Here is a 23,503-nt window from a genome sequence, read left to right as displayed (position 1 = left end):
AAGAGAAATTATGGTCGCACTGGTGGATCTCAGTCACGCTGCCCCACAGGGTTCTCCATGCCCGAAGTTTAGTTGCTTTTCTGACTAATACGTGCTTCAAATGTCCAATAACCATTGATACCATACCGACTTTTCAATCCCACCTACACAAGAATTTAGCGATTGCTTTTGCTATCTGGTGCCTTGCCTATGAGTAATGTCCTTCAACATGTAATCTTCCCGAAATTCAAATTGTTTTTTGCACTTTTCTGTAGATTTTGTTCCACCAGAACCCATAACTCCGAAATTAAATGAATAACTTGATAAAAAAAGAAGAATAGATCAGGTGAATGATCTATCCTTCTTTTTGCCAATAAAACTGATGATTTAATTGAGTTTTCGATACGTGATAAACGAAGTGATCTCGGCCATCTGCAAAGGTATTTCGAACCTGCAATACAAATGTTTTAGTTTTTCAATTTATTAAGCTTGCTTCCTCCAGTATAAAGCTGTGTAACTTACATACTGTACATCCTTCCTTCCATATTCCTGTGGCACAAAAAGCATCCTTAACAGAAGGGTGCTCTTCGAGTTTATAATTTGATTTCTTTCGTATGTGGGGAGGCTACTTGTTTTTTCGTATCTTGTTCCAGAACCGTATTAGTGGTGATCTTTATATAAGTGAGAGGATTGGGAGCCTTGGATAAGAAGCAAATCAATGTATACGTTTCTTTTTCTTTTGCTTGTAAGGTTATGTTTTTGGGATCTGCGTTCATTTTATATACATCCACGCTCTCTCCGTTACTTAGAAGCAGCTTCTTTATAGGTCCCTTTCCCAAATCAAGTGGTTGATCTGACACGTTTTCAATTGTAGTTGTAAACTGAATGGCATTCATTTCATTCGTAGGTAGACTACGCTGTTGTAAATTATACTTACCCACTTCACTCACTTCTTTACTTTGTACGACTTTTATCTTCTGTACATCAATATGAAGAGGACCAGTTTGAACGCCTACCTTCGGCTCACTTAATTGATTTAGCGTAAATACTCCAAGTGGATGAGGGGCAGTCTGTCCCACATGACTCAATGGCTCTTTGTAAGGTTTTACTTCTACATTAGGTTGCGTTGCTGCATTCTCGCTATCTTTCATTGTTTTTTCAGAACTTTGATGATTTGAACAAGCAGATACAATAAAACAGGTACAGATAGCTATACATAAAATAACCTTTTTCATTTGTATTCTCCCTTACAGATAGACTTTGTTTATTCATCATTTAACTATTTATATTCACTGTATAAGTTACAAGATTTCCTAGAAAAACTCAATTATTTTCAGAAAAGTCAATGAACTTTAATGTATATTCGCCAATACTTTTTCTTATCCTGCTTTATTTTATAGAGCTCATCATTCAAGATAAAATTTAAAGTTACTTCATTTCATTAAATGAAGTTACTTCCTACAAAAAAGAACCTTTACTAAAAAGTAAAGGCTCTATCTATATAAATAAATGGAATTTACTACGTATTTAGAAAGCACAGTATCCAACAACTGGTTTAGATGATCCCGTTTTAATAAAATAATCTGGAACGTATCCCTGATCAAGGTCACCGCCGTAGCCATTATCATCGGCAAAATCCCAAATTTTACTTCCTTTATAGGATTCACCATTTACATAACAATACAACCAAAGTTTTTTTCCATCAGGAATATTGGTTTCAACTCTTTTACCATTAATCGTTGGCGTGGTTCGAATATCCAGACCTGCACCACCCGTTTTTTGAACTGGATAAAACGCAGCATGTGTAATGGTTAGATTGGTAAGCAAGACAAAACCAGCGATTACAACTGCAACCAGGGAGAATGTAACTTTTTTAAGCATCTGTTACCTCCTATATAAGAGTTTATAGTCGTATTCCTCTTACTAGTTATTCTTCTAGAACAAAAAATGACTTGGTCTGACTCATTTGGTAATATGAGGAATACCTTTCTAAAGATACAATACATTTCATGAGAAATCAACGAATAGATTGAATCTTTTGAATTTATTTCATCAAAAGTGAATGTATCTATATCTGATTATCACTTTCACGGATGTAGCAATATATCCTTAAACGAATGTACTGCTTAATTGAAGCAAGCAATCATTTAAAACAGTTATTTATATTGTAAAAATAGAGAATAAGTAAGTATTCGGGAGAAAATTAAAGTATAAAGAGGAATGGATTAAAGTTCTTCCCCATTTAAATAGCATCCTTTAGGATTTTTTCTAGATACTCATAATTCCTTTGCTTCCCCAAAGTGTCATCTTCAAAGACGGATGCTACATATTAAGAAGTTTAGAGAGGACATCCTTTGTAGTTGGTGACTTACTTAAGACGGTTAAAGTCGTTCGGGTATTACCTTCTCTAAAAGCATAAGTTATCCAAATTTCGGATATGAAACGAGCTAGGTGATGATCTTGTTCATCCATATGGAAAGAATTCCATTTGTACTCGTTCATAATTAACGATAACTAAGCAAGGGTTTTCCACGTAAAAATGTTTTATGGTATTATAGTTAGATTGTTTATCAACCCTGTGACACATTTACAATCATCTAAGAAAAGAGGTATTTATGCACACCACAGAATTATCCAAGCGACATTGGTTACTCATCTTAACACTTACTTTATTAACATTTGTTCTCGGGACAAGCGAATTTGTTATCATCGGGATCTTAACCGATATTTCCTCGAGTCTCCATATAACAAATGCAAAAGCAGGCACACTCGTTTCTGCGTTTGCGATTACGTTTGCCATTGCCACACCACTCGTGATGTCCGCAACAAGCCATTTTCCAAAGCGTAAATGGATGTTGTTTTTGATAGGTACGTTTATCATCCTGAATGCTTTGTGCGTGATTTCGACGAGCTACATCATGCTCCTTGCACTTCGGATGATGACTGCGATTGTAACAGGAGTTTTAATTTCACTTGCCATGATTGTTGCAAGTGAAACCATGCCGATCGCAAAACGTGGACTTGCTATCTCATTCGTTTTCGGTGGTTTTACTCTTGCAAACGTGATTGGAGTACCAATAGGCACTGTCATCGCTGAAATGTACGACTGGAATGCCACCTTCCTGTTAACGACTTTTCTCGGTGGAATTGCGTTTTTGGCATCTTTCTTCATTTTGCCGACTATGCAAAGTCCATTTCGCAGTTCGATGCGTGATCAATTTTCTTTGTTAACACACCCACGAATCTTAATGGCTTTTTTCATTCCATCTCTTGGATTTGGGGCGACGTATGCCGTTTATACGTATCTTGTTCCGATCCTGAAAGGAATGGAAGCACCAAGTAGTTCAATCAGTTTGATCTTGTTTGGCTATGGATTTATTTCCATTTTCAGCAACATACTCGCTGGTAAAATTGCCAGCTACAATGCTATCGGACGCCTCCGGTTAGTTTTCCTCGTGCAAGCGATTGTTCTGATCAGCTTATATTGGACGACAAATAATTTTATCTTTGGATTGGTTAACATTAGCTTGATGTCATTAATGGCCATCCTTTTAACAACATCTACTCAGCTTTATTTGATAGACCTTGCCGGTATTTATCAACCAAAAGCTACAGGACTAGCCGCTTCACTGATGCCAGTTGCAAGCAATGTCGGGATCGCCTTTGGTTCCGCATTAGGGGGAATTGTTTACCATCAGGGAAATTTGATGAGTGTGTCATGGGTAGGTGGGCTGGTTGCTATCTGTGCAAGTCTACTAACTTTCCTAAGTCATCGCTTAGACCAAAAACAAAAGAAAGCAGCATAAGAGGATGAAGAAGCAATAAAAATGCAGTTCTGGTGCATAAATCACTCGTTAGAAACATAGAGTATGTTTCCCTTAAGAAGCTTATTTGCCCTTGGGGTACCACCTTCAAATCGGATTTTGCACGCTAAGACTAAAATCAATACTTTTAACGATTAAGTTAAATCATTTTCCATTAATACCCCATAAATATTCAAGAATTTAAATACGATTATTAAAACAAGAGGGCTGACTCAAAATGTTGAATCAGCCCTCTTGTCCGTTTTAATACCCACGTTTTCGATCTACTAATCCGTGTAATGGTTGTTCATGTAAGAATCGTTTTAAATTTTCTACAAAAAAGCGGCTCACTCCGTCAGTAGTGCTTGGCCCTGACAGATGAGAAGTGACATACACATTCAACATTGACCAGAAGACATGGTCTTTTGGCAACGGTTCTTTCTCAAATACATCGAGGATTGCTGCCAGAAGATGTCCCGATTGCATAACAGGTATTAAATCCCCTTCGTCGATCAATGCTCCACGACCAACGTTGATAAGACAAGCTTTCGGTTTCATTGCTAACAGAATGTCCCGGTTAATGATATGATGAGTGGCATCCGTTAAAGGCAGGGTTAAGACCAAATAATCAAGATCTTTTACAAATTCCCCCCATTCATCTGGAGTAAAGTGGCAATCCACTAAATGAGCTTGTTTTGCGCTAAAGCTTAATCCGTGCACATTCATTTCAAATGCTCGAGCTTTACGTACAATTTCAGCTCCGATTGATCCAAGCCCGGCTACTCCGATTGTTTTACCAGCTAAAGATTCAGAAATGAAAGGATCCCATTGGCGTTCCATTTGCGATTGTTTCATACGGGGAACGTCCTTCAAGATATACAAGAGAAACGTAAATACATATTCAGATATATAAGAGCCAAATTGATTGACAATTCTGGTTAATGTAATGTTCTCAGGTATCAAGTTGTCTGCAATCAAATCATCGACTCCGGCTCCTATCGACTGAAACCAGCGGACAGATGAGGCAATTGGTTTATTTAGCAATTTGGTAGGAAAATTCCAGCCCAAAATAACTTCAGTACTTGGTAGATATTTTTCAGCTTCCTCCTGAGTTGCCGCTGCCTTTACCGATGTAAATCCATGATCCCGGATACATTCAGCATACGCTTCTGCCTGCTCAGGACTAAATACAAGAATGTTAGGCTGGTATGTAATCATCGAATCTCCCCTTTTTTACTCATTTTTTCGCTATCGATTATTAAAATCGACGGTTCTTTTTTATTAATCTCTCCTTATGAATAGGATACTAAATAAAATTGAAAGAATGAATATATTAGTATTTAAATCTGTAAAACTGGGAAATTGATACGGTATTGCATCTTAAATAAAAGGACTGGATCTAAGGATTTTCAGAAAGGGTAACAAATACATCTGTTAGATTAGGAAGATCCTCTAACAATTCCAAGCCAATTGTTCCTTGTCCAGCTATGACGTGAAGATCATCAAATGGCTGAATCACCGTTAATCCTTTCCCTCTTTCCAGTTCATAGCAATGCTCTCCTGCGGCATCTTGGCTATCACCAACTATCTCAATTTGAGCTCCCAGGCTTTTTAATGAATCTACTTTTGCTTTTGGTATTCGATTTGAAATGCAAACAACAGCATCAATCCCTAGTTTTTTTGCTACATATGCTACAGCCATACCATGGTTTCCATTTGAAAACGTTGCAACCCCACGTTTTTTTCTTCCTCACTCAAGCTGAGTATCTTATTGGCGGCTCCCCTTACTTTAAATGCTCCAACCTCATGAACATTTTCAAGCTTTAAAAAACCAGGACGTCCAATTTTTTCAATAGTATCGTAGATTGAATCAATGGTGTTCTACTTACAATTGAAGCGATTCGTTTTCTTGCTTCCCAAACGTCACCGATTTTCATATCTTTTCTTTCCTTTATTAGTTTTGTATTAGTCATGTTGTCCTCCCCTCCTTGATCATAATTCTAGGTATTCATAAGATAAATACTAATTCCTTCTATAAGATATATCAATTGTCAAAACTGACTATAAAAGGATGAAACTTTTCATACAGTTTTTATAAAGCTATTAATGTTGAGTTTATTTAATACTAAAAAAGATGAATCCAGCCCAAAACCGTAGCCATTGCCATCGATTATCCATGTATTCTTAAAAAAAAATCTAAATTCCCCTTGCAACAGAAAGGATTCTCTGTTATATTACAGACAATTAAATATTTTCTTACTTCATACTTTTTGAAGTGAGGATAGAGGAGCAAAGACCATTAGTACACAGTTTGAGGAGAATGAGATCCTATGACTATTGTGGAAAGGGGAATTTGCCGAAGCGGAAAGAATCTCATGTTCTTGAAGCTGGTTCTGCTATTGAATAAATACAGGACTGTCATATAGGAAACTATATGGAGGGCTATCTTACGCACCGAAACGATTTTTTTGATAAATATTGTTTCTACTGCAGCAGCGAATCCTCGTTGTTGCTTTTTTGCGTTTACTCCTTAATGGCCCTAATCACCTCTCAATTTTCCAAAAAAATATACAAAAGGGTGTGAAGTTATGAATTTTGGCCAAGTGTTAACTGCAATGGTTACCCCGTTTAATCATAATGATGAGGTTGATTTTTATGCTACGAGAACTCTAGTAAATTATTTAATTGCTAATGGTTCTGATGGATTAGTTATAGCTGGTACGACTGGAGAGTCTCCTACATTAACAACAGAAGAGAAAATAGATTTATTCAAAGTTGTTGTAGAAGTTGTTGATGGAAGAGTTCCAGTCATAGCTGGAACTGGCTCAAATAACACGAAAGCTTCTATCAGCTTAACAAGGCAAGCTGAGGCAGCAGGAGTCGACGGAATTATGCTCGTTACCCCATACTATAACAAGCCGTCTCAAGAAGGATTATTTCAGCACTTTAATGCTATTGCCCAATCAACATCATTACCAGTAATGCTTTATAATATCCCAGGACGAAGTGTTGTAAACATGTCAGTAGAGACGATTGTTCGTCTCTCAAAAATTAACAACATTGTGGCAATAAAAGAAGCAAGTGGTGACTTAGATGCCATGGCACAAATCATTAGCGAAACAACGAGTGATTTTACCTTGTACAGCGGCGATGATGGGTTAACCTTACCGGTTTTAGCCATCGGTGGAACAGGCATTGTTTCGGTTTCTTCACACATAATTGGTAATGAAATGCAAGAAATGATTAATAGCTTTAAAAATGGTGATGTCCGTGGTGCTGCTTCCATACATCGTAACCTTCTTCCAATGATGAAAGCATTATTTGCTGCACCAAACCCATCACCGGTAAAATCAGCATTAAATATGCGAGGGTTAAATGTTGGAGGTGTCCGCTTACCATTGCTCCCTTTAAACAACGAAGAAAAAACAGCTCTACAAATAGCTCTACAACCTAGTAACGTAGAATCTGTGTTGTTAAAAAATTAAAGCGAGGTATAATACCGACTTTCTAATTAAAGACCATAATAAACGGGATATGTTTTTAAAAGCAGTGCAACTTCGAAAGAAGTGCACTGCTTTTAAATCGTTGCACGACTCAAGGGCTAAACTAGTAGAAATAGCTAGTGGTTATAAACTCAACGTTATTATTGAGTCAACTGAACCAGCATTAATTATAGATCCTGACCTTTAAGTCACCGCGATTTCCTTTAACTCATCGATTTCTTTGTTGTCCTTCATACCCTTCCACTAAATTATTGAAATAGGTCTCTTGTTTAGTTGTTTTAGCTAAAGCTTCTGACATTATAATACTCTTGCAAACATCTTGATTGAAGACTAGTTTTTTATTGTCCCTTCCTGATTTCAGCTTCGCCATAAACGAATTCACCAGTGAGTTCAATTTTATCTGGTGCATTTTTAATTAGACTCTTCCATGACGAAAAAATACTTATTAAAGTTTTAGAAAACTGCTTATCAAAAAGGGTTACTCCATGATTGTTAATACCTCTGCCAATTGGAGTTCCTCGGAATGATGGGTTTTTAGTTGAATCCATTCTGATAAGTCCATAATGTATTGAATCAAATCATCAATTATTACAACACTGTCAATGACACTTTTGTTTTTTTTCTCTATGCATCCAAAAATCTTTTATATCAGTTGTCTTAGAAATAAGATAAAACTCATGATCCATGCTCATGTTTTCCTCCTTAAAATAAGTCCTCGTTGGGTCTTATTTTAGCATTCCTTATGCAACTAACCTGCCCCGTTCGTTCAAAAAGCAAAAAGGCCACCAAATGGCAGCCCCGGACCTAACTAACGACCTGTTAGTTCATTTATAATAGGTGTATTCAACGCTTTAGTGGCTATTTCAGGAAAAATAGCCGCAACACCTCTGAATGCCAGTCGATGAGTTTCTTTAGTAACGAGTTCTAATCCTACTTCGTTTTTTTCTGTTTTTCTTTAGAAAAACCGTTATCAGAATGCTAAGAATGACACAAGGAACCCATTCTAGTGATAAGACTGAAAATTTATTTGTTTCCTCATTGATTGGTTCTTTTTTAATCGAAGCAGGCACTTCTGTTTTCCTAACATCAGCTACTTTTTTAAGGTCAAAAGAATCTATGGCCGTCCCTTCTTGGTTCATGATCGAGAGAATACCATCATTACTGGTTTTTAGACCAGGTTCATCTCTAGTTAAATATGTATAGTGTAAGTCTTCTTTCAGTTTGTAGGATTTAGAGTGGTCAGCTGAATAAAATATGTTATTTTTATCTATTTTGGCAGATTTAAAGTTTGCAAAGCCATAGTTGAATAGCAGCTCAGTATCAGAGTAGGCTTCCTTGTCTGAAGGAGCTTTAAGGGTAACGGCAATCAAGTCTTGTTCGCCTCTAGTAGCAGTAGAAATCAGGGTGTATCCGGACTTACTAACGAAACCGGTTTTCCCACCTGTGATTCCCTCATAGGGAATTTCGCCTTTTAACATTTTATGATGGGTAACTAGAGTTGTGTCCCATGTTTTCACTTCCCATGGTAAATCCTTATTCCCCAAATATTCACGGAAGTCTTCATTTTTCATCGCATATTGGGTAATTTTTGCAAGGTCATGTGCTGTAGTTACATGGTTCTTGTCAAACAATCCATGAGGGTTTGTAAAATGGGTATCGGTGACGTTTACTTCTTTTCTTAAAAACTCATTCAAGTCCTCCATGAACTTTTTCTCACTACCAGACATATGCTCGGCTATTGCGATAGCTCCATCATTTCCGGAGTTGATTAGCGTACCGGCAATTAATTTGGAAAGCTCTATCTCCTCCCCAGGTTCAATGAATAACGAAGAGCCTTCTGCCGCAGCCGCTTTTTTACTAATAGTCACTATTTCGTTCTTATCTCCGTGCTCTATAGCATATATAGCTGTGGCAACTTTCGTTAGACTGGCTGGATACATTTTTTTATTAGTGTTTTTTTCGTATAATACCTCCCCACTTTTCGCATCAATAATGATCCCTGCTTCACTAATGAGAGGTAAGTCTGATTCGGCACTTACAGTTGTTGATGCAAAGGGGATTAAAGCCAAAATGAAGATAAAGAAAAACTTTTTCATATAACTCTCCTTGAATGAAAGTAAAATCCTATATAGTCATAATAAAGTAAATTGAATGTTTAGAGATGTTTTTTTGAAATTGTAATAAAACAGTAATTACCCTTTAATAATCATGGAAAATTCTTGGGTAATAACCTCCATTTTATTTCCTGAAATAACTTTATAAGGGCTGTGACCCTTTAAGTGGGAGCCCTTGTTTTTAATAAAAGAAGGCCCCATTATATAGAAGAGATCTTTTATTAATCAACAAAATTGTGTTTTATTTTCCATCTTGCTGACGATAAGGGTCCTGCCAGCATATTGACCATATCTTTTCATGAAAAAACCCTTCAAACTGAAGGGCTTTAGTTACTCATTAGGTGCTTAATCATTACATTCCTTACTGAAAAAAGAATGCCCGGGAGCAACAATTCTGCCCCCGGGCATTTTTGAAATATTTTTTATAAAGTTGCTAATAGCAAGAACCTCATCTTTATAAAGCTTTTAAAAAGGGATACATGCCCACTCGCCACGACAGGAATTATCCAAGTTGGATTAAACGAACCCTCCAATCTAATATGAAGGAAATAAGATTAACCTTTATTTATGACAAGAGATCATAAGGTTAATGAATCCATTATTCAAAAAGAGAAGCCCCCTCTTCTCATTCTGAAGAGGGGGTATTGCGTCCCTTTAGTTGCAATGACATAAAAAAAACAGTCAATACTGACTGCTCTTTTTCATGGTTATAATGTAATTGAACAGGTTCCCATTTCTTTTCCACCCAAGTTTAGTGAAAGCTTGTCCTGATCTGACAGAGGACCGACGCCACTAGGAGTACCGGTAAAGATAATATCCCCTTCCCCAAGCCCAAAATGCTCTGCTGTAAATTCTATGATTGTTTGTAAATCGAAAAGTAGATCTTTAATATTTCCCACTTGTACACGTTCTCCATTTCTAAAAAGAGAAAAGTCTAATTGTTTACATGCTTCGACACCTTGAAACGGAATAAATTCACTAACAACAGCAGAGTTTTTAAATCCTTTTGCCAAAAGCCAAGGATGCTGTTTTTGTTTTAACTGTGATTGAACATCTCTAAGTGTTAAATCCAACCCAATGGCCATGGCATCTACCATTTGATCCACCTTCATTCCTGTTTCGTACGGCTTTGAGATATGTATGACAAGTTCGGTTTCATAGTGAATGGAACCCTGATTACTTGGCAGCGTAATTGCCTGACCATTAGCTTCAACAAGCGAATGAGTTGGTTTTGAAAATAAAAAAGGGGAAGTTGGTACTTCATTATTTAATTCTTTAGCATGCAAAGCATAGTTTCGGCCTACACAATAGATATTTTTAATGTCTTTCATTATTAAACTCACTCTTTTCTTTTAAAGATTATATTTTCAGATTTCTTTTTTTAATTAATAACTTATTTTTAAATATACAATGGTAAATGGAACTACACACCTGCTAGTATATTAGCATTATTGTTGATAAGGAGATTTGAGGACTTTTTGCATAAATCGTTTTGGATGATCAATCTGTTCAAAATCGTATTTGTTATATAATGAATGTGCATCATTCGTTGCTAACATAAACCTACGAACCCCTTGCAGTTCAGGGTGATTGGTAATGATATCCATTAACCATTTTGATAATCCTTTCTTACGATAGTTTGGTAATATAAACACATCACTAAGATACGCAAAAGTTGCTAAATCTGTTATCACTCTTGCAAATCCAATCTGTTCACTACCTTCATTATCTAATTCACCTTTGAATACTCCAAAACATAAGGGAGTATTTTCAATTGACTTTATTACTGTTTCCTTGAATATCCCCTTTGCCCAGTAGGATTCTTCACTCAAAAAGTTATGTATTACATGTAAATCTAAATACTTCTTATTAGTAGAAATCGAAAATTCGTTATTTATCCATTTTTCCATTTCAAGTCCTCCTAATTCTTTCTGTTGCCTGTTGTCATTATATCAAATCAATGGCACAAAACCCTCAATTAATCATCAATTATTTCCTTTGTTTTACACTAAATCCCCGGTCTTGGAGGGAGTTGAATGAGTATTGAATAAACCATCCATGCGGTCGAAATTACTTATACTCAAATACTCTTCGCAAGCTGCGCAGCTAGGCCTAGGCCAACAGAGCTAGTGCCGCCATGAATAAGGCCATGGCTCGGCTGAAGTCAGTCCGAGCTTATGCCGTGTCTAAGAGTTTGCTATTATTTAGACCTGTTATTTTCATTTCAAAAAATTTACTGGCTGAGTAATTTATATCCTTTTTTCTCCTTGATCAAAAGGACACCTAACAATCCCATCAAAGAAAATAGGACAGGAATGAGAAATCCATAATGATAGCCCACAATAGAATGTTGCGGAAATAAATCCAGTACATTTCCGAAAACACTAGGCAATAAAACGGCACTTAAGAATCCACCCATATTGGCAAATCCCGATACAACACCCACTTGTTCAATAGGGAAGGATTCCCTTACCACTGCGAAAGTCAAAGAGCTTGCTCCATTTCCAAAACCTACGATAAAAAGTAAAACCACTACCATAATAAATGGAGGGTGCACGCCTGAGAAGAACAAACCACTCCAACTACACAAGACAATGAGATGGATTATAGTGTAGACTTTTTTGATAGAACCCAGCCGGCTTGTAATCCAGCTAATTAAGGGACCTCCAATGATGGCTCCAAAAAGACCAAACATAATAAGCTGGCTTGCCCCTGAACGAGACATTTCAAATACATGAATTCCATATGGGACTCCCCACGAACCGATGAATCCTATATATGTGCCTACTACTCCAAAGTGGCAAAAGAAAGTGGCCCAGGCTTGGCGGGTAGAAAATATTCGGCGTAGAATCGTCCAAACACCTTCCCGTTCTTTTATTAAAATATCCTTCGCTTTTGGATCATCTTTAAATAGTTGTTTTGGTTTCGATACAAGAACAATATACAGAAGATAGGATGAAACCACTAAAATAATTCCTATGCTAAGGAATGGGGTTCTCCAACCAGCGACTGAAATCCATATGGAAAAAGGAACGGTAGCTGATAACGAACCAAGGCTGGCAACCATGGCAACCAGGCCTAACAATCTTACAAATTCCTGTGCCTTAAACCATTGGCTTAATATTAAAACCAAGTTGACAAAAATGGTGGCATCTCCAATTCCCACTAATAATCGGGAGAAAATCAACAAGTATTCGTTGGGAGAAAGACTGTAGATAAGGCTTCCCACCCCATTAAGAAGTGTGCCGAAAATAAGAAATCGATTGGGGCCATATCTGTCAGATAATAAACCAACCGGTATTTGCAATCCTGCATAGGCTAAGAATTGAATGCCGCTCATAAGACCTATGGTAGAAGCGGAAACATGAAAATCCTTCATCAATTGATCTGTAATAAGACCAGGAGCTGTTCTTTGGCTTACAATTAAAAAGTAAGCAAATAAGACGGTGCCGAATACTACCCATCTATAACCGCTTTCTTGTTTATTCATTTTTATGTATCGCCTCCCGTATAAACCTACATCCTCCCCCTCCAACACTAAACAATCAGCGTGAATACACACCGCTCTAAAGGTGGATTCCCCTGATTGCTTTGATCCAAGCATTGAGCGCGGCACGTTGGGCACTTCCGCAACTCTTTAGGCGTCAGCGTAACCGAAAGGGAAGCTACACTTGCTGATTTTAGTTGTAAATCTGTCATGGTTGTTTCTGGTAGTTCAGACTTAACCGCCGCCGGTGAAATAATCGTTGCCCAACTCTTGAGACCTTCCGTAATCGCACGTACAGCAAATATCGTACCACAATTAACCGAGTCTGTAGGTCTATTAAGTGTACAGATACTGAAGAAATATAATAATATGTCCTTCTTTTAGCGAATCGCATGACCTTTTACATAACTAGGGGATTGTTACATTCACAAAGTCTTATAAAACCATTCGTATTATTCGATATTCCATAATACGAAATTTTACCATATTACATCAAGGTACATATGTCCATTTATCGTAAATGATTTTAGTAACCCATTCAATTACATGAGGATTGGCATATGATACCTTTATCCTCTTTTTAGAAAAAGAAAGAGATCTTTAAAGCTTTTATAAATACAAGCCTAGATATTTAACGTCCATATCATCCTGTGTTTCTGGTACAATCATCTCTTTATTATCCTCCCAGTAAACGTATGAATACAGGAAAAATTAAATCATCATGAAGCACCGACAATTTCATAAAAATATCCCGCTCCTAATTTAAGAGCGTGACTTGTTACAGGAGGATTGATGAATATATATCCATTAAAGCGAGAAAAAAAAGACTTGAACTCTTTTACTTGTAAATCGTGTGGGGAAACATATGATGAGTTACTGATTAAAAAAGAATGGAATGTTTGTCCGAAGTGCCAATATCACTATCCCGTTACAGCTTATGACCGCATCTTAATGATTACAGATAGTGGTTCTTTTTCCGAATTCGATAAATGTTTAACTTCCGTTGACCCGTTAAACTTCCCTGAATATAAAGATAAATTAATTTCTGATAAGAAAAACACTTCATTAAATGATGGGGTTGTTACTGGAGAAGCTTCCATAGGTGGCTATCCGGTCGTAATTGGTGTCATGGACTCTCGCTTCCGTATGGGAAGCATGGGTTCAGCGGTGGGTGAAAAAATCACAAGATCCATTGAGGAATCATTAAAAACCCGAAAACCATTAATACTATTTTCAGCAAGCGGTGGAGCTCGGATGCAAGAAGGGATTCTTAGTCTGATGCAGATGGCAAAAACGAGTGCCGCTTTAGAACAACTAAACCATGAAAAAATTCTTTTCGTATCCGTTTTAACCAACCCTACAATGGGGGGCGTTTCTGCTAGTTTCGCTTCATTAGGTGATATAAATATTGCCGAACCACAAGCCTTAATTGGCTTTGCAGGTAAACGTATCATTGAACAGACCATAAGAGAAGAACTCCCGGAAAATTTTCAAACCTCTGAGTTTTTATTAGAACACGGACAACTGGATATGGTTGTAAAGAGGAGTGAATTAAAACAATCATTATCAACCATTTTAAAAATTCACCATCTCAATTTTAGGGAGTGTCTTTGAACGATGAATTTGCAAGAATTAATAAAACTAGAAAACCATATTGCTGAACTGAAAGAGATGTCTACAACTCATCATCTTGATCTTACCGAAGTATTAAATAATCTTGAGAAAAAAGCCAATGAAATCAGAAATCATCTTAATGAGAATATGGAAGTATGGGATAAAATTAAACTATGTAGAATTCAACAACGTCCTACTACTTTAGACTTTATCCATCATATTTTTGAAGACTTTATTGAACTTCATGGTGACAGACTATATGGGGATGACCCTGCCTTAGTTTCAGGGATAGCTATCTTCGATGGAATGCCTATAACCGTATTAGGAAATCAAAAAGGTAAAAATACAAAAGACAATATCTATCGCCGTTTTGGCATGTCTCAACCTGAAGGCTACAGAAAAGCCTTAAGAATTATGCAACAAGCAAATAAGTTCAATCGACCTATCGTAACATTCATTAACACGCCTGGAGCCTTCCCAGGTCGTGAAGCCGAAGAACGTGGACAATCTGTAGCTATTGCCCGCAATCTTCGTGAAATGGCTAGCTTTGGAGTGCCCATCATCTGTATTGTCATTGGCGAAGGTGGCAGTGGTGGTGCGTTGGCTTTAGGTATTGGCAATCGAATCTTCATGCTAGAAAACACATTTTATTCGGTTATATCGCCTGAAGGAGCAGCAGCATTATTATGGAAGGATGCCACACAAGCAAAACGCGCAGCTGAAGCATTGAAAATTACGGCAAAGGACTTGATGAAATTAGGGGTGATTGATGAAGTCATAAAAGAACCTGTTGGAGGAGCACATAAAGACCTCCCTCTTCAATCGCAATATATAAAACAAACGTTACGAAAAGCATTGCAAGAACTCGGTCATTTAGATAAAGGCATTCTACGCCAGCAACGTTACGATAAGTTCCGCAAAATTGGTGAGTATATGGACGAAATACTAGGTTAATGGTGATCATTTACCCTTCTATTCAATATCTCCTATCTCCCAATCGCCAATCTGCTGAATTTAACTTAAAAATCCTTCCATCACATAGTCCATTAATAGAAGATAAAGAACCTTTAGATGATACAAGTTTATATTCCTTATGTGCTGTTTCCTCTTCGGATTTAACTTAAATTTTACCATTCCAACTCCCATTTAAAGCTTTATTATGTTAATAATACTTCTTCAAGGAACTTGTCACTATGCTTGTATTTGTTAAAGCCCCAACTTTATTGGAAGAGGGAGTCCCCTTAGTTTGATGTTGTGTCCATGTGCTTTGACACTCATGCATCATACAAGAAGGCTCTTTTCTTTAAAGAGGCGGATCATTCTTCAAAACAAATATGTCTACCCTTTAGCTGATAAGAAAAAGCGATTCTTCTTATTGAAGCATCGTCCCGGATAGCTGAAAATCAATAATAATGTAAAGAGTGTATTAAAAAAACGAACGTGGAATATGATTTAAATATCAAACTAAGGGAGGAAATGAGTCAATGAAAAAAACAAAAATCATATACTGGATTTTCACGGGACTGTTGGTTATTTTAATGGGTCTGGGTTCTATTCCGGATATTATGTCTGTTCCCGATGCAGTTGATTTATTTACTCATTTAGGTTATCCTACCTACCTCCTGCCTTTTCTTGGAATTGCAAAGCTATTAGGTATTGTGGCGATACTTGTTCCTGGCTTTCCGAGAATTAAGGAATGGGCTTATGCCGGTTTTGTCTTTGATTTGACGGGCGCTTTGTATTCAAGCATATCAGTGGGCGATCCCGCCAGTGGATGGCTGATTTTCATTATCGGATATATTTTGATAGCTGTCTCTTATATTTTTCATCACAAAATAATAAAATCCGCTTCATCGAGTAGTGAGAATAGCTTAACAATATAAATGAATTGGCCATTTCCTACTCATTTATGTAAGAATTGAATATGAAAGAAAAAGCACCATTAACGGTGTTTTTTCTTTGGCTAAAAATTATGGCTCGTATTTGTTTTGACAGTAAATAAGCTTTCCGTATAAAGTATTCATACGAATCCGAATGTAATTCTTTTGCACACCTTTTCCTTACTGTTTATCAAGGGCTTTCGTTTTTGAATTCACACAAAATTGTCCTAGTTGTTTTTCTCTACAGCATGTCCGCCGAATTCATTTCGCAATGCAGCTACGACTTTACCTGTAAATGTGTCATTATCTAATGAACGATAACGCATCAATAAAGACATGGCGATAACAGGGGTAGCGGCTTGTAGATCGAGAGCCGTTTCTACTGTCCATTTTCCTTCTCCGGAAGAATGCATAATGCCTTTAATTTCATCTAACTTTGCATCTTTAGAAAATGCATGTTCTGTTAAATCCATGAGCCATGAGCGAATAACCGATCCATTATTCCATACTCTTGCTACCTTTTCATAGTCAAAATCCAGGTCGCTTTTTTCTAGGACTTCAAACCCTTCCCCTATCGCCGCCATCATTGCGTATTCAATTCCATTATGGACCATTTTCAAGAAGTGGCCACTACCTGCCTTTCCAGCATATAAATACCCATTTTCTACGGCTGTATCCCTAAAAATCGGCTCGACAATGTCCCATGCTTCTGGATCTCCACCTACCATATAACAAGCTCCATTCCGAGCGCCTTCCATCCCTCCGGATGTGCCAGAGTCCATAAAACGCACCCCAAATTCCCTTAGCTCGTTGTAACGACGGATGGATTCCTTATAGTGGGAATTACCTGCCTCTATAACGATATCCCCTTCGCTTAACATAGGGGAAATCTCACTAATAAGTGAATCAACTACAGAATGTGGAACCATAATCCAAAGAACTCGTGGTTGTTCTAAAGATTGGACAAGCTCTTGTAAACTGGATGCCCCTTCCACTCCATAACCTTTTATTTCTTCAATCGCACTTGTATTTAAATCGAACGCCACTACATGATGATGATTATCGATTAAATTCTTCCCCAAGTTCATTCCCATTTTTCCTAAACCAATTAATCCTACTTTCATTTGAAGTGCCTCCTTTAAATTTCTTTTCAAATTTTTTTTTATTTCTGCTTTTGAGGATGGTCTACTCACTTTTTAGAACACCGATCCCATCCTACTCAGTTTTCTATCAAACATTACCTTACCTTCACCACCATTTATTTCCATCAACCTCCAATATTTGATGAGCAACTTCCGGTCCCATCGAACCAGCTTCGTATAAGTGAAGGGGAAGGCTGTTTTCCTTGAATGCTTCTAATATAGGCTGGACCCATTTCCAAGATAATTCAACTTCGTCCCAGTGGGCAAAGAACGTAGAATCTCCTCGCAAAGCATCAAATATAAGCAGTTCATACGCTTCAGGTACTCCTTTTTCACTTGCTGAAAAGTCAATCATTATAGGTTCTAATTTTCCGTTTATTGAGTTTTTGCTATTCAATTGCATCGAAATCCCTTCATTCGGACTTACTTTGATAATTAAAAGATTGGGTTCTGCATGCTGATTCTCGTTACTATACAACATGGTTAATGGATTTTTGTATTCAATCACAATCCGCGTCGACTTTTCTGTCATACGTTTTCCTGTACGGATATAAAATGGGACCCCATCCCAAAAGGAATTATCAATCCATAGACGAGCCGCCACAAATGTATCATTTTTGGAAGAACCATCAACGCCAGGTTCCTCTATATATCCGACTACTGGTTTACCATTTATTTCCCCAGATTCATATTGACCACGAACGACGTGGACTCCTATAGTTGGTATCTGTAATGGTCGCAAAGATTCCATAACCTTTCGCTTCTCATTTCGAATATCCTTTGCACTAATCTTTTTTGGCAGATGCATGGCCGTCATCATCAACAGCTGCAGCATATGATTTTGAACCATATCACGAATCGCCCCAGCTTTGTCATAATACCCCGCTCTCTCTTCCACACCAACCGTTTCACTAGCCGTAATTTGCACATTGGCTATATAGCGATTGTTCCATAGTGATTGCAACACAGGGTTGGCAAATTCCAAGGCTTCAAGGTTTTGAACCATCGGTTTTCCCAGATAGTGATCAATCCGAAAAATTTCATCTTCCTCAAAAGCTTCATTCAGTTTTTCGTTTAAATCTTGGGCAGATTTTAGATCATGTCCAAACGGTTTTTCGATAATCAAACGCTTCCATCCTTTTGTTGAGCCTAATCCACTTTTCTTAATGTTCAAAGCAATTACATCAAAGAATTCCGGGGCAACAGAAAGATAGAACATTCGATTCTCTTCAATATTCTGGTCTTTTTCATTTTGCCGAATGAGGTTAAGTAGCCCTTCATACCCATTAGCATTTGTTACATCCAATTGGATATAACGGAATGCCTGGATGAACTCTTCTTTTTTTGATGGGTCATTTATCAACTGCCTTGAAAAAGTCATTAAGGATTCTTTTACACGTGTTTGAAATTCAACATCAGACAACTCGCCTCTCCCTACACCAATAACTGAAAAAGGATCCGGCAATTTTTGATTAAGATACATATTAAACAAGGCAGGATAGATTTTTCGCTTAGCTAAATCTCCCGTTGCTCCAAATAAGACAAAGGTCATAGAATCCACTTTTCATTCCTCCACTCTTCAACATTTTTTCATAAGGTAATGTCTTATTCGCTTCGGTCGCAAATGCATTATCCTGCTTTTACATATAGGAATCGTTAATCTCTCACTGCTTGCAGGTGATGACATCATTAAATGAAGCATGGCTTTTTTTTGACAATATTAGCGAGTGTTCCACAAACTCTTATTGACAGTTATTTGTCGTTCTCATGAGTTTTTTTCATGCATGTATTAGTATTCCTTAAGCTCACTATTAGTTATGCCAAATTAGTCTAATACGATGTTTTATTTTGTAAGTACAACCTTTCAAATAAAGCACATGTACAATGGCGGGTGCACGTGAAAAAGCCAAGGTCAGCGACTTTACAAAAAATCGCAAACCTTGGCTTTAAATAACTTTGTTGTGTTGTTTTTCTCTGCCTATATTGATGCGTAACCCTATCAGATCAATTAAGAATGGAATTTTTTTCTACTTAATATCTTCCTTTCTTTCTTCTATTATCCCAATGTCATTAATCTCCATATAGTTTTTACCCCAATTATACATCGAATCAAGAATTGGCATCAGGCTTTGGCCTTGTTCTGTCAGTGAGTATTCCACTTTGGGAGGTACAATGGGATAGACTTCTCGATGAACAATAAGATCTTCTTCCAGCTCTCGAAGCTGGTTAACGAGCATTCTTTGAGTGATTCCCGGCATGAGGGCTTTCAGTTCACCGAATCGTTTGGTCCCCTCTTTTCCTAGATGCCACAAAACAAGCATTTTCCATTTCCCACCGATAACAGAAAGAGTCAATTCCTTTTCACAATTATATGTTTTATTCTGCAGCCTTGTCATTCAAATCCACTCCAAACGTATGGTAAATCACATAGTATACTTTTTAACACTATGTAAAAAAAAAGTGCGTACTTACAAAATTATTATACTTATTATACGATACATTGTACAGACGATACGTTTTCTTCTCTGTGTAACATTGAAGGCAAGGGAAGGTGCTATTACTGTGGGACAACAAAAATATTTTATTAGGAGTGAAAGATAAATGGAATTACAATTGGCATTGGATTTAGTGAACATAGAAGAAGGAATAAAATTGGTCAAAGAGATCGAGGAATATATTGATATTGTGGAAATCGGTACACCTGTTGTTATTAATGAAGGACTTCGAGCCGTAAAAGAAATGAAAAAAGCTTTTCCTTCTTTGAAAGTATTAGCTGATTTAAAAATCATGGATGCTGCTGCATATGAAGTGATGAAGGCATCTGAAGCTGGAGCTGATATCATTACAATCCTTGGTGCAGCTGAAGATATGTCCATCAAAGGTGCTGTTGAAGAAGCTAAAAAACAAGGTAAAAAAATCCTTGTTGATATGATTGCTGTTAAGGATCTTGAAACTCGTGCTAAAGAATTGGATTCTTTTGGTGTTGACTACATCTGTGTTCACACTGGTTATGATCTTCAAGCCGTTGGAAAAAATTCTTTTGAGGACCTTCAAACCATTAAACGTGTTGTCAAAAAGGCTAAAACTGCAGTAGCAGGCGGCATAAAATTAGAAACACTTCCGGAAGTTATCCAAGCACAACCTGACCTAGTCATCGTTGGTGGCGGTATCACCGGACAAGTTGATATTAAAGGTACTGCTTCCCAAATACAAAAATTGGTTAAACAAGGCTAATACCCATCATGCAGACCACTCAATATTTAGCTGAAATCATAAAAGAGCTAAATCGTTCAGTAGACATAATTGCTGACGAAGAAGCTGAAAAATTAGTTAATGGGATTCTTGAATCAAAGAAAGTATTTGTTGCAGGTGCAGGAAGATCTGGCCTTATGGGTAATTCCTTTGCGATGCGAATGATGCATATGGGGATTGATGCATATGTAATAGGGGAAACGGTCACTCCTTCCTTCGAAAAAGGTGACATTTTGATTATCAGTTCAGGTTCAGGAGAAACAAAAAGTTTGGTTTCCATGGCTGAGAAAGCAAAAAGCATCGGTGGGGCGATTGCTTCAGTAACAATTTTCCCGGAATCCACCATCGGAAAATTAGCGGATATCGCTATAATATTGCCTGGCACACCAAAAAATCAGTCAGAAGGCGATTATAAAACAATCCAGCCAATGGGCTCTCTATTTGAACAAACTCTCTTACTTTTTTACGATGCTGTCATTTTGAGGTTCATGGATAAAAAGGGATTGGATTCGAATAATATGTATGGACGACACGCTAATCTCGAGTAGTTTAATATTAAACAAAAAAGTAAGATGTTAAAAGACCGCAAAAATTCTTCTGAATTTTTTGCGGTCTTTTTATAGAGAAACGATTATGAGTCATCTCCAAATATATTAAATCACCCTCACTTGTTTAAAGGGGATTTTACTTGCTTCGGTCTAGTTTTCGAAACGATTATCGTCTTAATTAATGGCTGTTTTCTAAAAGATTGTTGCTCTCAGGATAAAAACAAATCACTTGCATTTTTATGGTAAAATACAAGTGATTTTAATCAACAAACGAGCCGGATTGTAGAATAAAGTACTTTTTCATTAACGGGGACAATTGCTGCATAACGTAATAGTAAGGATTTAAAAGGATTAGACCCTGAAGGAGGCTAAAAGTTGAAAAAAGAATATTTTGTGCAATACTCAGACCAAAGTATAATTAATAGCTTTGACTTTCCAAAAGATATCTTTGTTTCTATCTCTATAGGGATTAGTGATATCCCAAATGATTTTATCATTTCCTTAGTTCAAAAAATGTTCAGTTTACCTGTTTTTTTTGTTTTAGAATCAATGATCTTTGGATATGAAAAAAAGACTTTAATTGAAAATAATATTCCTTTTTATGAGTTTTCGTCAGATGGTGCTATTATCAAAGTTGATTCTGTAGAGAAATTGAATCTGGTTAGTGAATTAGCAAAAGAATTAGTTAGTAATGGACTAAGTGTATTCATTTTTCACGGGAAAGATATTGTAGAGCAGGATTTAATTCCCTCAAGACAATGGAATAGACCTATAGTATTTAAAAATTTTGATATAAATAAAGTCGAAACATTTGTCGATATGGAAGAGGTTGGATTTACAATATTCAGTAAGAATAGTCTATTTAACTCGCCTGGAAAAATCCCAAACTATATATCCGATGATTACTCACTTGATATTAACAGCAGCGATATCTAAGGTTACCGGCTATAAGTAGAATTGTATCCGTTATTCAACAATCGGGGGCTCTAATGATTAAACGGATCAATTGTATTATCACGCTTAGATTAAAATGCTCTGGGTGTTTTTTAGTACACCAAACTCCTAAAGCCGGTTAACTTCTGAACGTCTCAACAGTATGATTATTAGATCTTTGACAAGCTGAAATAAGCATTTGTTCAACTCGTATATCAAATGCCATATTCTTTCCTATTTCTAGCCAGCGAAACCAGTAAAGGTAATAATCCAGATAATATGTTCCGACTCCTTGAAAACGCTCCATCCAACCCTTTAGTCTGTTGTGAAAGTTATTAACGTGCTGTATATGATAGATACCTTTTTTCACACGTTGCTTCTGACGTTCATTAATCGTCTCGTGCAACAAGCCTTTTATCTTAGCGAATTTTTTATAGTTTGTAGCGGTATCAGTGCATAACAAAGCAGATGGGTGAATAAAATCACCTATCACTGCATCAATTTCTTCGGCTTTAACCCGCCCTGTACCTTCTTTACGTGCAATCATATTTCCATTGTGGTCTTGAGCCACGACTACGGCAACCTTAAGATTTGAAATTCCTCTTTTTTTATCTTTTTCTCCTCTTTTTTTTGGTTTTCTATGGTTGATCACACGGCACCCTTTTAAAGACTCACGAAAGAATGTTTCATCACTCTCGACAATTCCTTCTAATTGTTTGAAGCCGAGGCTACCTAGTACGTTCAAGATTTTATGTCTCCAATAGAATGCAGTGGAAATATGTATTTTTAAGCGTTTAGCGATTTTGGGTAAAGTAACACCCTCAATCATAAGTTCAATATATTTCACCCACTTTTCTGGATATTTTGAGCCTGAAAATGGAGTATTAGTCATATCATTGAAAGTTTTATTGCAATCCTTACATAAATAGCGTTGCCTTGTACGATATTTCCCATTGCGTTTTACAGATGTACTTCCACAATGAACGCAACCTATTCCTGAAGCAAATCGAGCTTCACGTATAGGTCCGAGCAATTTATCAATTCTATTAGTTTCTTCTGGAAACAAATCTTGTTTTATTGCCTCAAATAAAGTCATTTGCTGTGACTTAGTTAAATCGTTGAAACCTTCGTATACATTTTCCCACAAAACTAAACGCCTCCTATAAAACGGATTATATCAACGTTCAATTAGTATGTGGAAAAACAACAATCTATACGAAAACAGCCTAATTAATAGTTTAAAGCACT

The 23,503-nt window shown here is 36.9% G+C and carries 20 protein-coding genes, 1 pseudogene and 1 riboswitch; of the genes and pseudogenes, 8 read left to right on the top strand and 13 right to left on the bottom strand.

The genetic code is table 11. The annotated features are described in order from the left end of the window. Window positions 1-572: 572 nt before the first annotated feature. Both ACQKMH_RS06320 and ACQKMH_RS06315 read right to left on the bottom strand, forming a co-directional pair. Window positions 573-1,214, bottom strand: coding sequence for a hypothetical protein (locus ACQKMH_RS06320; RefSeq protein WP_427586567.1), 642 nt, complete (start codon window positions 1,212-1,214; stop codon window positions 573-575). A gap of 292 nt (window positions 1,215-1,506) precedes the next feature. Then, a complete protein-coding gene (locus tag ACQKMH_RS06315) occupies window positions 1,507-1,860 on the bottom strand; it encodes a hypothetical protein (RefSeq protein WP_427586566.1) in 354 nt (117 codons plus the stop codon). A 734-nt stretch (window positions 1,861-2,594) separates the two neighbouring features. Here ACQKMH_RS06315 and ACQKMH_RS06310 point away from each other — a divergent pair. Beyond that, window positions 2,595-3,785, top strand: a complete 1,191-nt coding sequence (locus ACQKMH_RS06310) for an MFS transporter (RefSeq protein WP_427586565.1) — start codon at window positions 2,595-2,597, stop codon at window positions 3,783-3,785. 261 nt (window positions 3,786-4,046) lie between these two features. Here ACQKMH_RS06310 and ACQKMH_RS06305 read toward each other — a convergent pair whose 3' ends face one another. Continuing rightward, on the bottom strand, window positions 4,047-5,000 hold the full coding sequence (locus tag ACQKMH_RS06305; RefSeq protein WP_427586564.1) for a D-2-hydroxyacid dehydrogenase: 954 nt from the start codon (window positions 4,998-5,000) through the stop codon (window positions 4,047-4,049). Window positions 5,001-5,193: 193 nt separating this feature from the next. Further along, window positions 5,194-5,755, bottom strand: a pseudogene (locus tag ACQKMH_RS06300) (threonine ammonia-lyase); the annotation flags it as partial. A gap of 301 nt (window positions 5,756-6,056) precedes the next feature. Further along, window positions 6,057-6,235, top strand: a riboswitch (Lysine riboswitch). A gap of 135 nt (window positions 6,236-6,370) precedes the next feature. Between ACQKMH_RS06300 and dapA the strand changes: the two are divergent. Further along, a complete protein-coding gene (gene dapA / locus ACQKMH_RS06295) occupies window positions 6,371-7,267 on the top strand; it encodes a 4-hydroxy-tetrahydrodipicolinate synthase (protein ID WP_427586563.1) in 897 nt (298 codons plus the stop codon). A 356-nt stretch (window positions 7,268-7,623) separates the two neighbouring features. Here the strand turns inward: dapA and ACQKMH_RS06290 are convergent, their stop codons facing one another. The 5 genes from ACQKMH_RS06290 to ACQKMH_RS06270 form a co-directional block, all read right to left on the bottom strand. Next, the gene (locus ACQKMH_RS06290) at window positions 7,624-7,833 is read right to left on the bottom strand and encodes a hypothetical protein (protein ID WP_427586562.1); all 210 of its coding nucleotides are present in this window, start codon (window positions 7,831-7,833) and stop codon (window positions 7,624-7,626) included. Window positions 7,834-8,196: 363 nt separating this feature from the next. Continuing rightward, the gene (locus ACQKMH_RS06285) at window positions 8,197-9,381 is read right to left on the bottom strand and encodes a D-alanyl-D-alanine carboxypeptidase family protein (RefSeq protein WP_427586561.1); all 1,185 of its coding nucleotides are present in this window, start codon (window positions 9,379-9,381) and stop codon (window positions 8,197-8,199) included. 725 nt (window positions 9,382-10,106) lie between these two features. After that, the gene (locus ACQKMH_RS06280) at window positions 10,107-10,730 is read right to left on the bottom strand and encodes a fumarylacetoacetate hydrolase family protein (protein ID WP_427586560.1); all 624 of its coding nucleotides are present in this window, start codon (window positions 10,728-10,730) and stop codon (window positions 10,107-10,109) included. A 117-nt stretch (window positions 10,731-10,847) separates the two neighbouring features. Next, window positions 10,848-11,309, bottom strand: coding sequence for a GNAT family N-acetyltransferase (locus tag ACQKMH_RS06275; RefSeq protein WP_427586559.1), 462 nt, complete (start codon window positions 11,307-11,309; stop codon window positions 10,848-10,850). A gap of 323 nt (window positions 11,310-11,632) precedes the next feature. Beyond that, entirely contained in the window at window positions 11,633-12,889 is a 1,257-nt protein-coding gene (locus ACQKMH_RS06270) for an MFS transporter (RefSeq protein ID WP_427586558.1), read from the bottom strand. A gap of 789 nt (window positions 12,890-13,678) precedes the next feature. Between ACQKMH_RS06270 and accD the strand changes: the two genes are divergently transcribed. From accD to ACQKMH_RS06255, 3 genes are all read left to right on the top strand, one after another. After that, a complete protein-coding gene (gene accD / locus ACQKMH_RS06265; protein WP_427586557.1) occupies window positions 13,679-14,500 on the top strand; it encodes an acetyl-CoA carboxylase, carboxyltransferase subunit beta in 822 nt (273 codons plus the stop codon). Between the two features lie 3 nt (window positions 14,501-14,503). Beyond that, complete coding sequence (locus ACQKMH_RS06260) at window positions 14,504-15,454, top strand: acetyl-CoA carboxylase carboxyltransferase subunit alpha (protein WP_427586556.1); 951 nt, start codon at window positions 14,504-14,506, stop codon at window positions 15,452-15,454. 530 nt (window positions 15,455-15,984) lie between these two features. Further along, window positions 15,985-16,383, top strand: coding sequence for a DoxX family protein (locus tag ACQKMH_RS06255; protein WP_427586555.1), 399 nt, complete (start codon window positions 15,985-15,987; stop codon window positions 16,381-16,383). A 224-nt stretch (window positions 16,384-16,607) separates the two neighbouring features. On the opposite strand, the gene gnd is transcribed toward ACQKMH_RS06255, so the two are convergent. The 3 genes from gnd to ACQKMH_RS06240 form a co-directional block, all read right to left on the bottom strand. Beyond that, window positions 16,608-17,504, bottom strand: a complete 897-nt coding sequence (gnd, locus tag ACQKMH_RS06250) for a phosphogluconate dehydrogenase (NAD(+)-dependent, decarboxylating) (RefSeq protein ID WP_427586554.1) — start codon at window positions 17,502-17,504, stop codon at window positions 16,608-16,610. 124 nt (window positions 17,505-17,628) lie between these two features. Further along, the gene (gene zwf, locus ACQKMH_RS06245) at window positions 17,629-19,083 is read right to left on the bottom strand and encodes a glucose-6-phosphate dehydrogenase (RefSeq protein WP_427586553.1); all 1,455 of its coding nucleotides are present in this window, start codon (window positions 19,081-19,083) and stop codon (window positions 17,629-17,631) included. Window positions 19,084-19,549: 466 nt separating this feature from the next. After that, window positions 19,550-19,918, bottom strand: a complete 369-nt coding sequence (locus ACQKMH_RS06240) for a winged helix-turn-helix transcriptional regulator (protein ID WP_427586552.1) — start codon at window positions 19,916-19,918, stop codon at window positions 19,550-19,552. 205 nt (window positions 19,919-20,123) lie between these two features. On the opposite strand from ACQKMH_RS06240, the gene hxlA reads away from it, so the two are divergent. From hxlA to ACQKMH_RS06225, 3 genes are all read left to right on the top strand, one after another. Continuing rightward, window positions 20,124-20,756: a 3-hexulose-6-phosphate synthase gene (hxlA, locus tag ACQKMH_RS06235; protein ID WP_427586551.1), complete on the top strand. Its 633-nt coding sequence runs from the start codon at window positions 20,124-20,126 to the stop codon at window positions 20,754-20,756. A gap of 8 nt (window positions 20,757-20,764) precedes the next feature. Beyond that, complete coding sequence (gene hxlB, locus ACQKMH_RS06230; protein WP_427586550.1) at window positions 20,765-21,322, top strand: 6-phospho-3-hexuloisomerase; 558 nt, start codon at window positions 20,765-20,767, stop codon at window positions 21,320-21,322. Between the two features lie 375 nt (window positions 21,323-21,697). Further along, window positions 21,698-22,258, top strand: coding sequence for a hypothetical protein (locus ACQKMH_RS06225; protein WP_427586549.1), 561 nt, complete (start codon window positions 21,698-21,700; stop codon window positions 22,256-22,258). Window positions 22,259-22,394: 136 nt separating this feature from the next. Here the strand turns inward: ACQKMH_RS06225 and ACQKMH_RS06220 are convergent, their stop codons facing one another. Further along, entirely contained in the window at window positions 22,395-23,402 is a 1,008-nt protein-coding gene (locus ACQKMH_RS06220) for an IS1595 family transposase (protein ID WP_427586548.1), read from the bottom strand. Window positions 23,403-23,503 lie beyond the last annotated feature (101 nt).

The sequence above is a fragment of the Peribacillus sp. NPDC097895 genome (assembly GCF_050277555.1).
Classification (GTDB): Bacteria; Bacillota; Bacilli; order Bacillales; family DSM-1321; genus Peribacillus.
Note: the sequence above shows the minus strand (reverse complement) of the source record. Positions and strands in the feature narration are given on the sequence as shown.

What these genes read in the sequence shown, in the direction of transcription:
- ACQKMH_RS06310 (WP_427586565.1), top strand. Translation starts at nt 2,595, where the DNA reads ATGCACACCACAGAATTATCCAAGCGACATTGGTTACTCATCTTAACA.
- dapA (WP_427586563.1), top strand. Translation starts at nt 6,371, where the DNA reads ATGAATTTTGGCCAAGTGTTAACTGCAATGGTTACCCCGTTTAATCAT.
- ACQKMH_RS06315 (WP_427586566.1), bottom strand. Translation starts at nt 1,860, where the DNA reads ATGCTTAAAAAAGTTACATTCTCCCTGGTTGCAGTTGTAATCGCTGGT.
- ACQKMH_RS06255 (WP_427586555.1), top strand. Translation starts at nt 15,985, where the DNA reads ATGAAAAAAACAAAAATCATATACTGGATTTTCACGGGACTGTTGGTT.
- gnd (WP_427586554.1), bottom strand. Translation starts at nt 17,504, where the DNA reads ATGAAAGTAGGATTAATTGGTTTAGGAAAAATGGGAATGAACTTGGGG.
- ACQKMH_RS06240 (WP_427586552.1), bottom strand. Translation starts at nt 19,918, where the DNA reads ATGACAAGGCTGCAGAATAAAACATATAATTGTGAAAAGGAATTGACT.
- ACQKMH_RS06275 (WP_427586559.1), bottom strand. Translation starts at nt 11,309, where the DNA reads ATGGAAAAATGGATAAATAACGAATTTTCGATTTCTACTAATAAGAAG.
- hxlB (WP_427586550.1), top strand. Translation starts at nt 20,765, where the DNA reads ATGCAGACCACTCAATATTTAGCTGAAATCATAAAAGAGCTAAATCGT.
- ACQKMH_RS06270 (WP_427586558.1), bottom strand. Translation starts at nt 12,889, where the DNA reads ATGAATAAACAAGAAAGCGGTTATAGATGGGTAGTATTCGGCACCGTC.
- ACQKMH_RS06290 (WP_427586562.1), bottom strand. Translation starts at nt 7,833, where the DNA reads ATGGATTCAACTAAAAACCCATCATTCCGAGGAACTCCAATTGGCAGA.
- ACQKMH_RS06320 (WP_427586567.1), bottom strand. Translation starts at nt 1,214, where the DNA reads ATGAAAAAGGTTATTTTATGTATAGCTATCTGTACCTGTTTTATTGTA.
- ACQKMH_RS06260 (WP_427586556.1), top strand. Translation starts at nt 14,504, where the DNA reads ATGAATTTGCAAGAATTAATAAAACTAGAAAACCATATTGCTGAACTG.
- ACQKMH_RS06280 (WP_427586560.1), bottom strand. Translation starts at nt 10,730, where the DNA reads ATGAAAGACATTAAAAATATCTATTGTGTAGGCCGAAACTATGCTTTG.
- ACQKMH_RS06305 (WP_427586564.1), bottom strand. Translation starts at nt 5,000, where the DNA reads ATGATTACATACCAGCCTAACATTCTTGTATTTAGTCCTGAGCAGGCA.
- ACQKMH_RS06285 (WP_427586561.1), bottom strand. Translation starts at nt 9,381, where the DNA reads ATGAAAAAGTTTTTCTTTATCTTCATTTTGGCTTTAATCCCCTTTGCA.
- accD (WP_427586557.1), top strand. Translation starts at nt 13,679, where the DNA reads ATGAATATATATCCATTAAAGCGAGAAAAAAAAGACTTGAACTCTTTT.
- hxlA (WP_427586551.1), top strand. Translation starts at nt 20,124, where the DNA reads ATGGAATTACAATTGGCATTGGATTTAGTGAACATAGAAGAAGGAATA.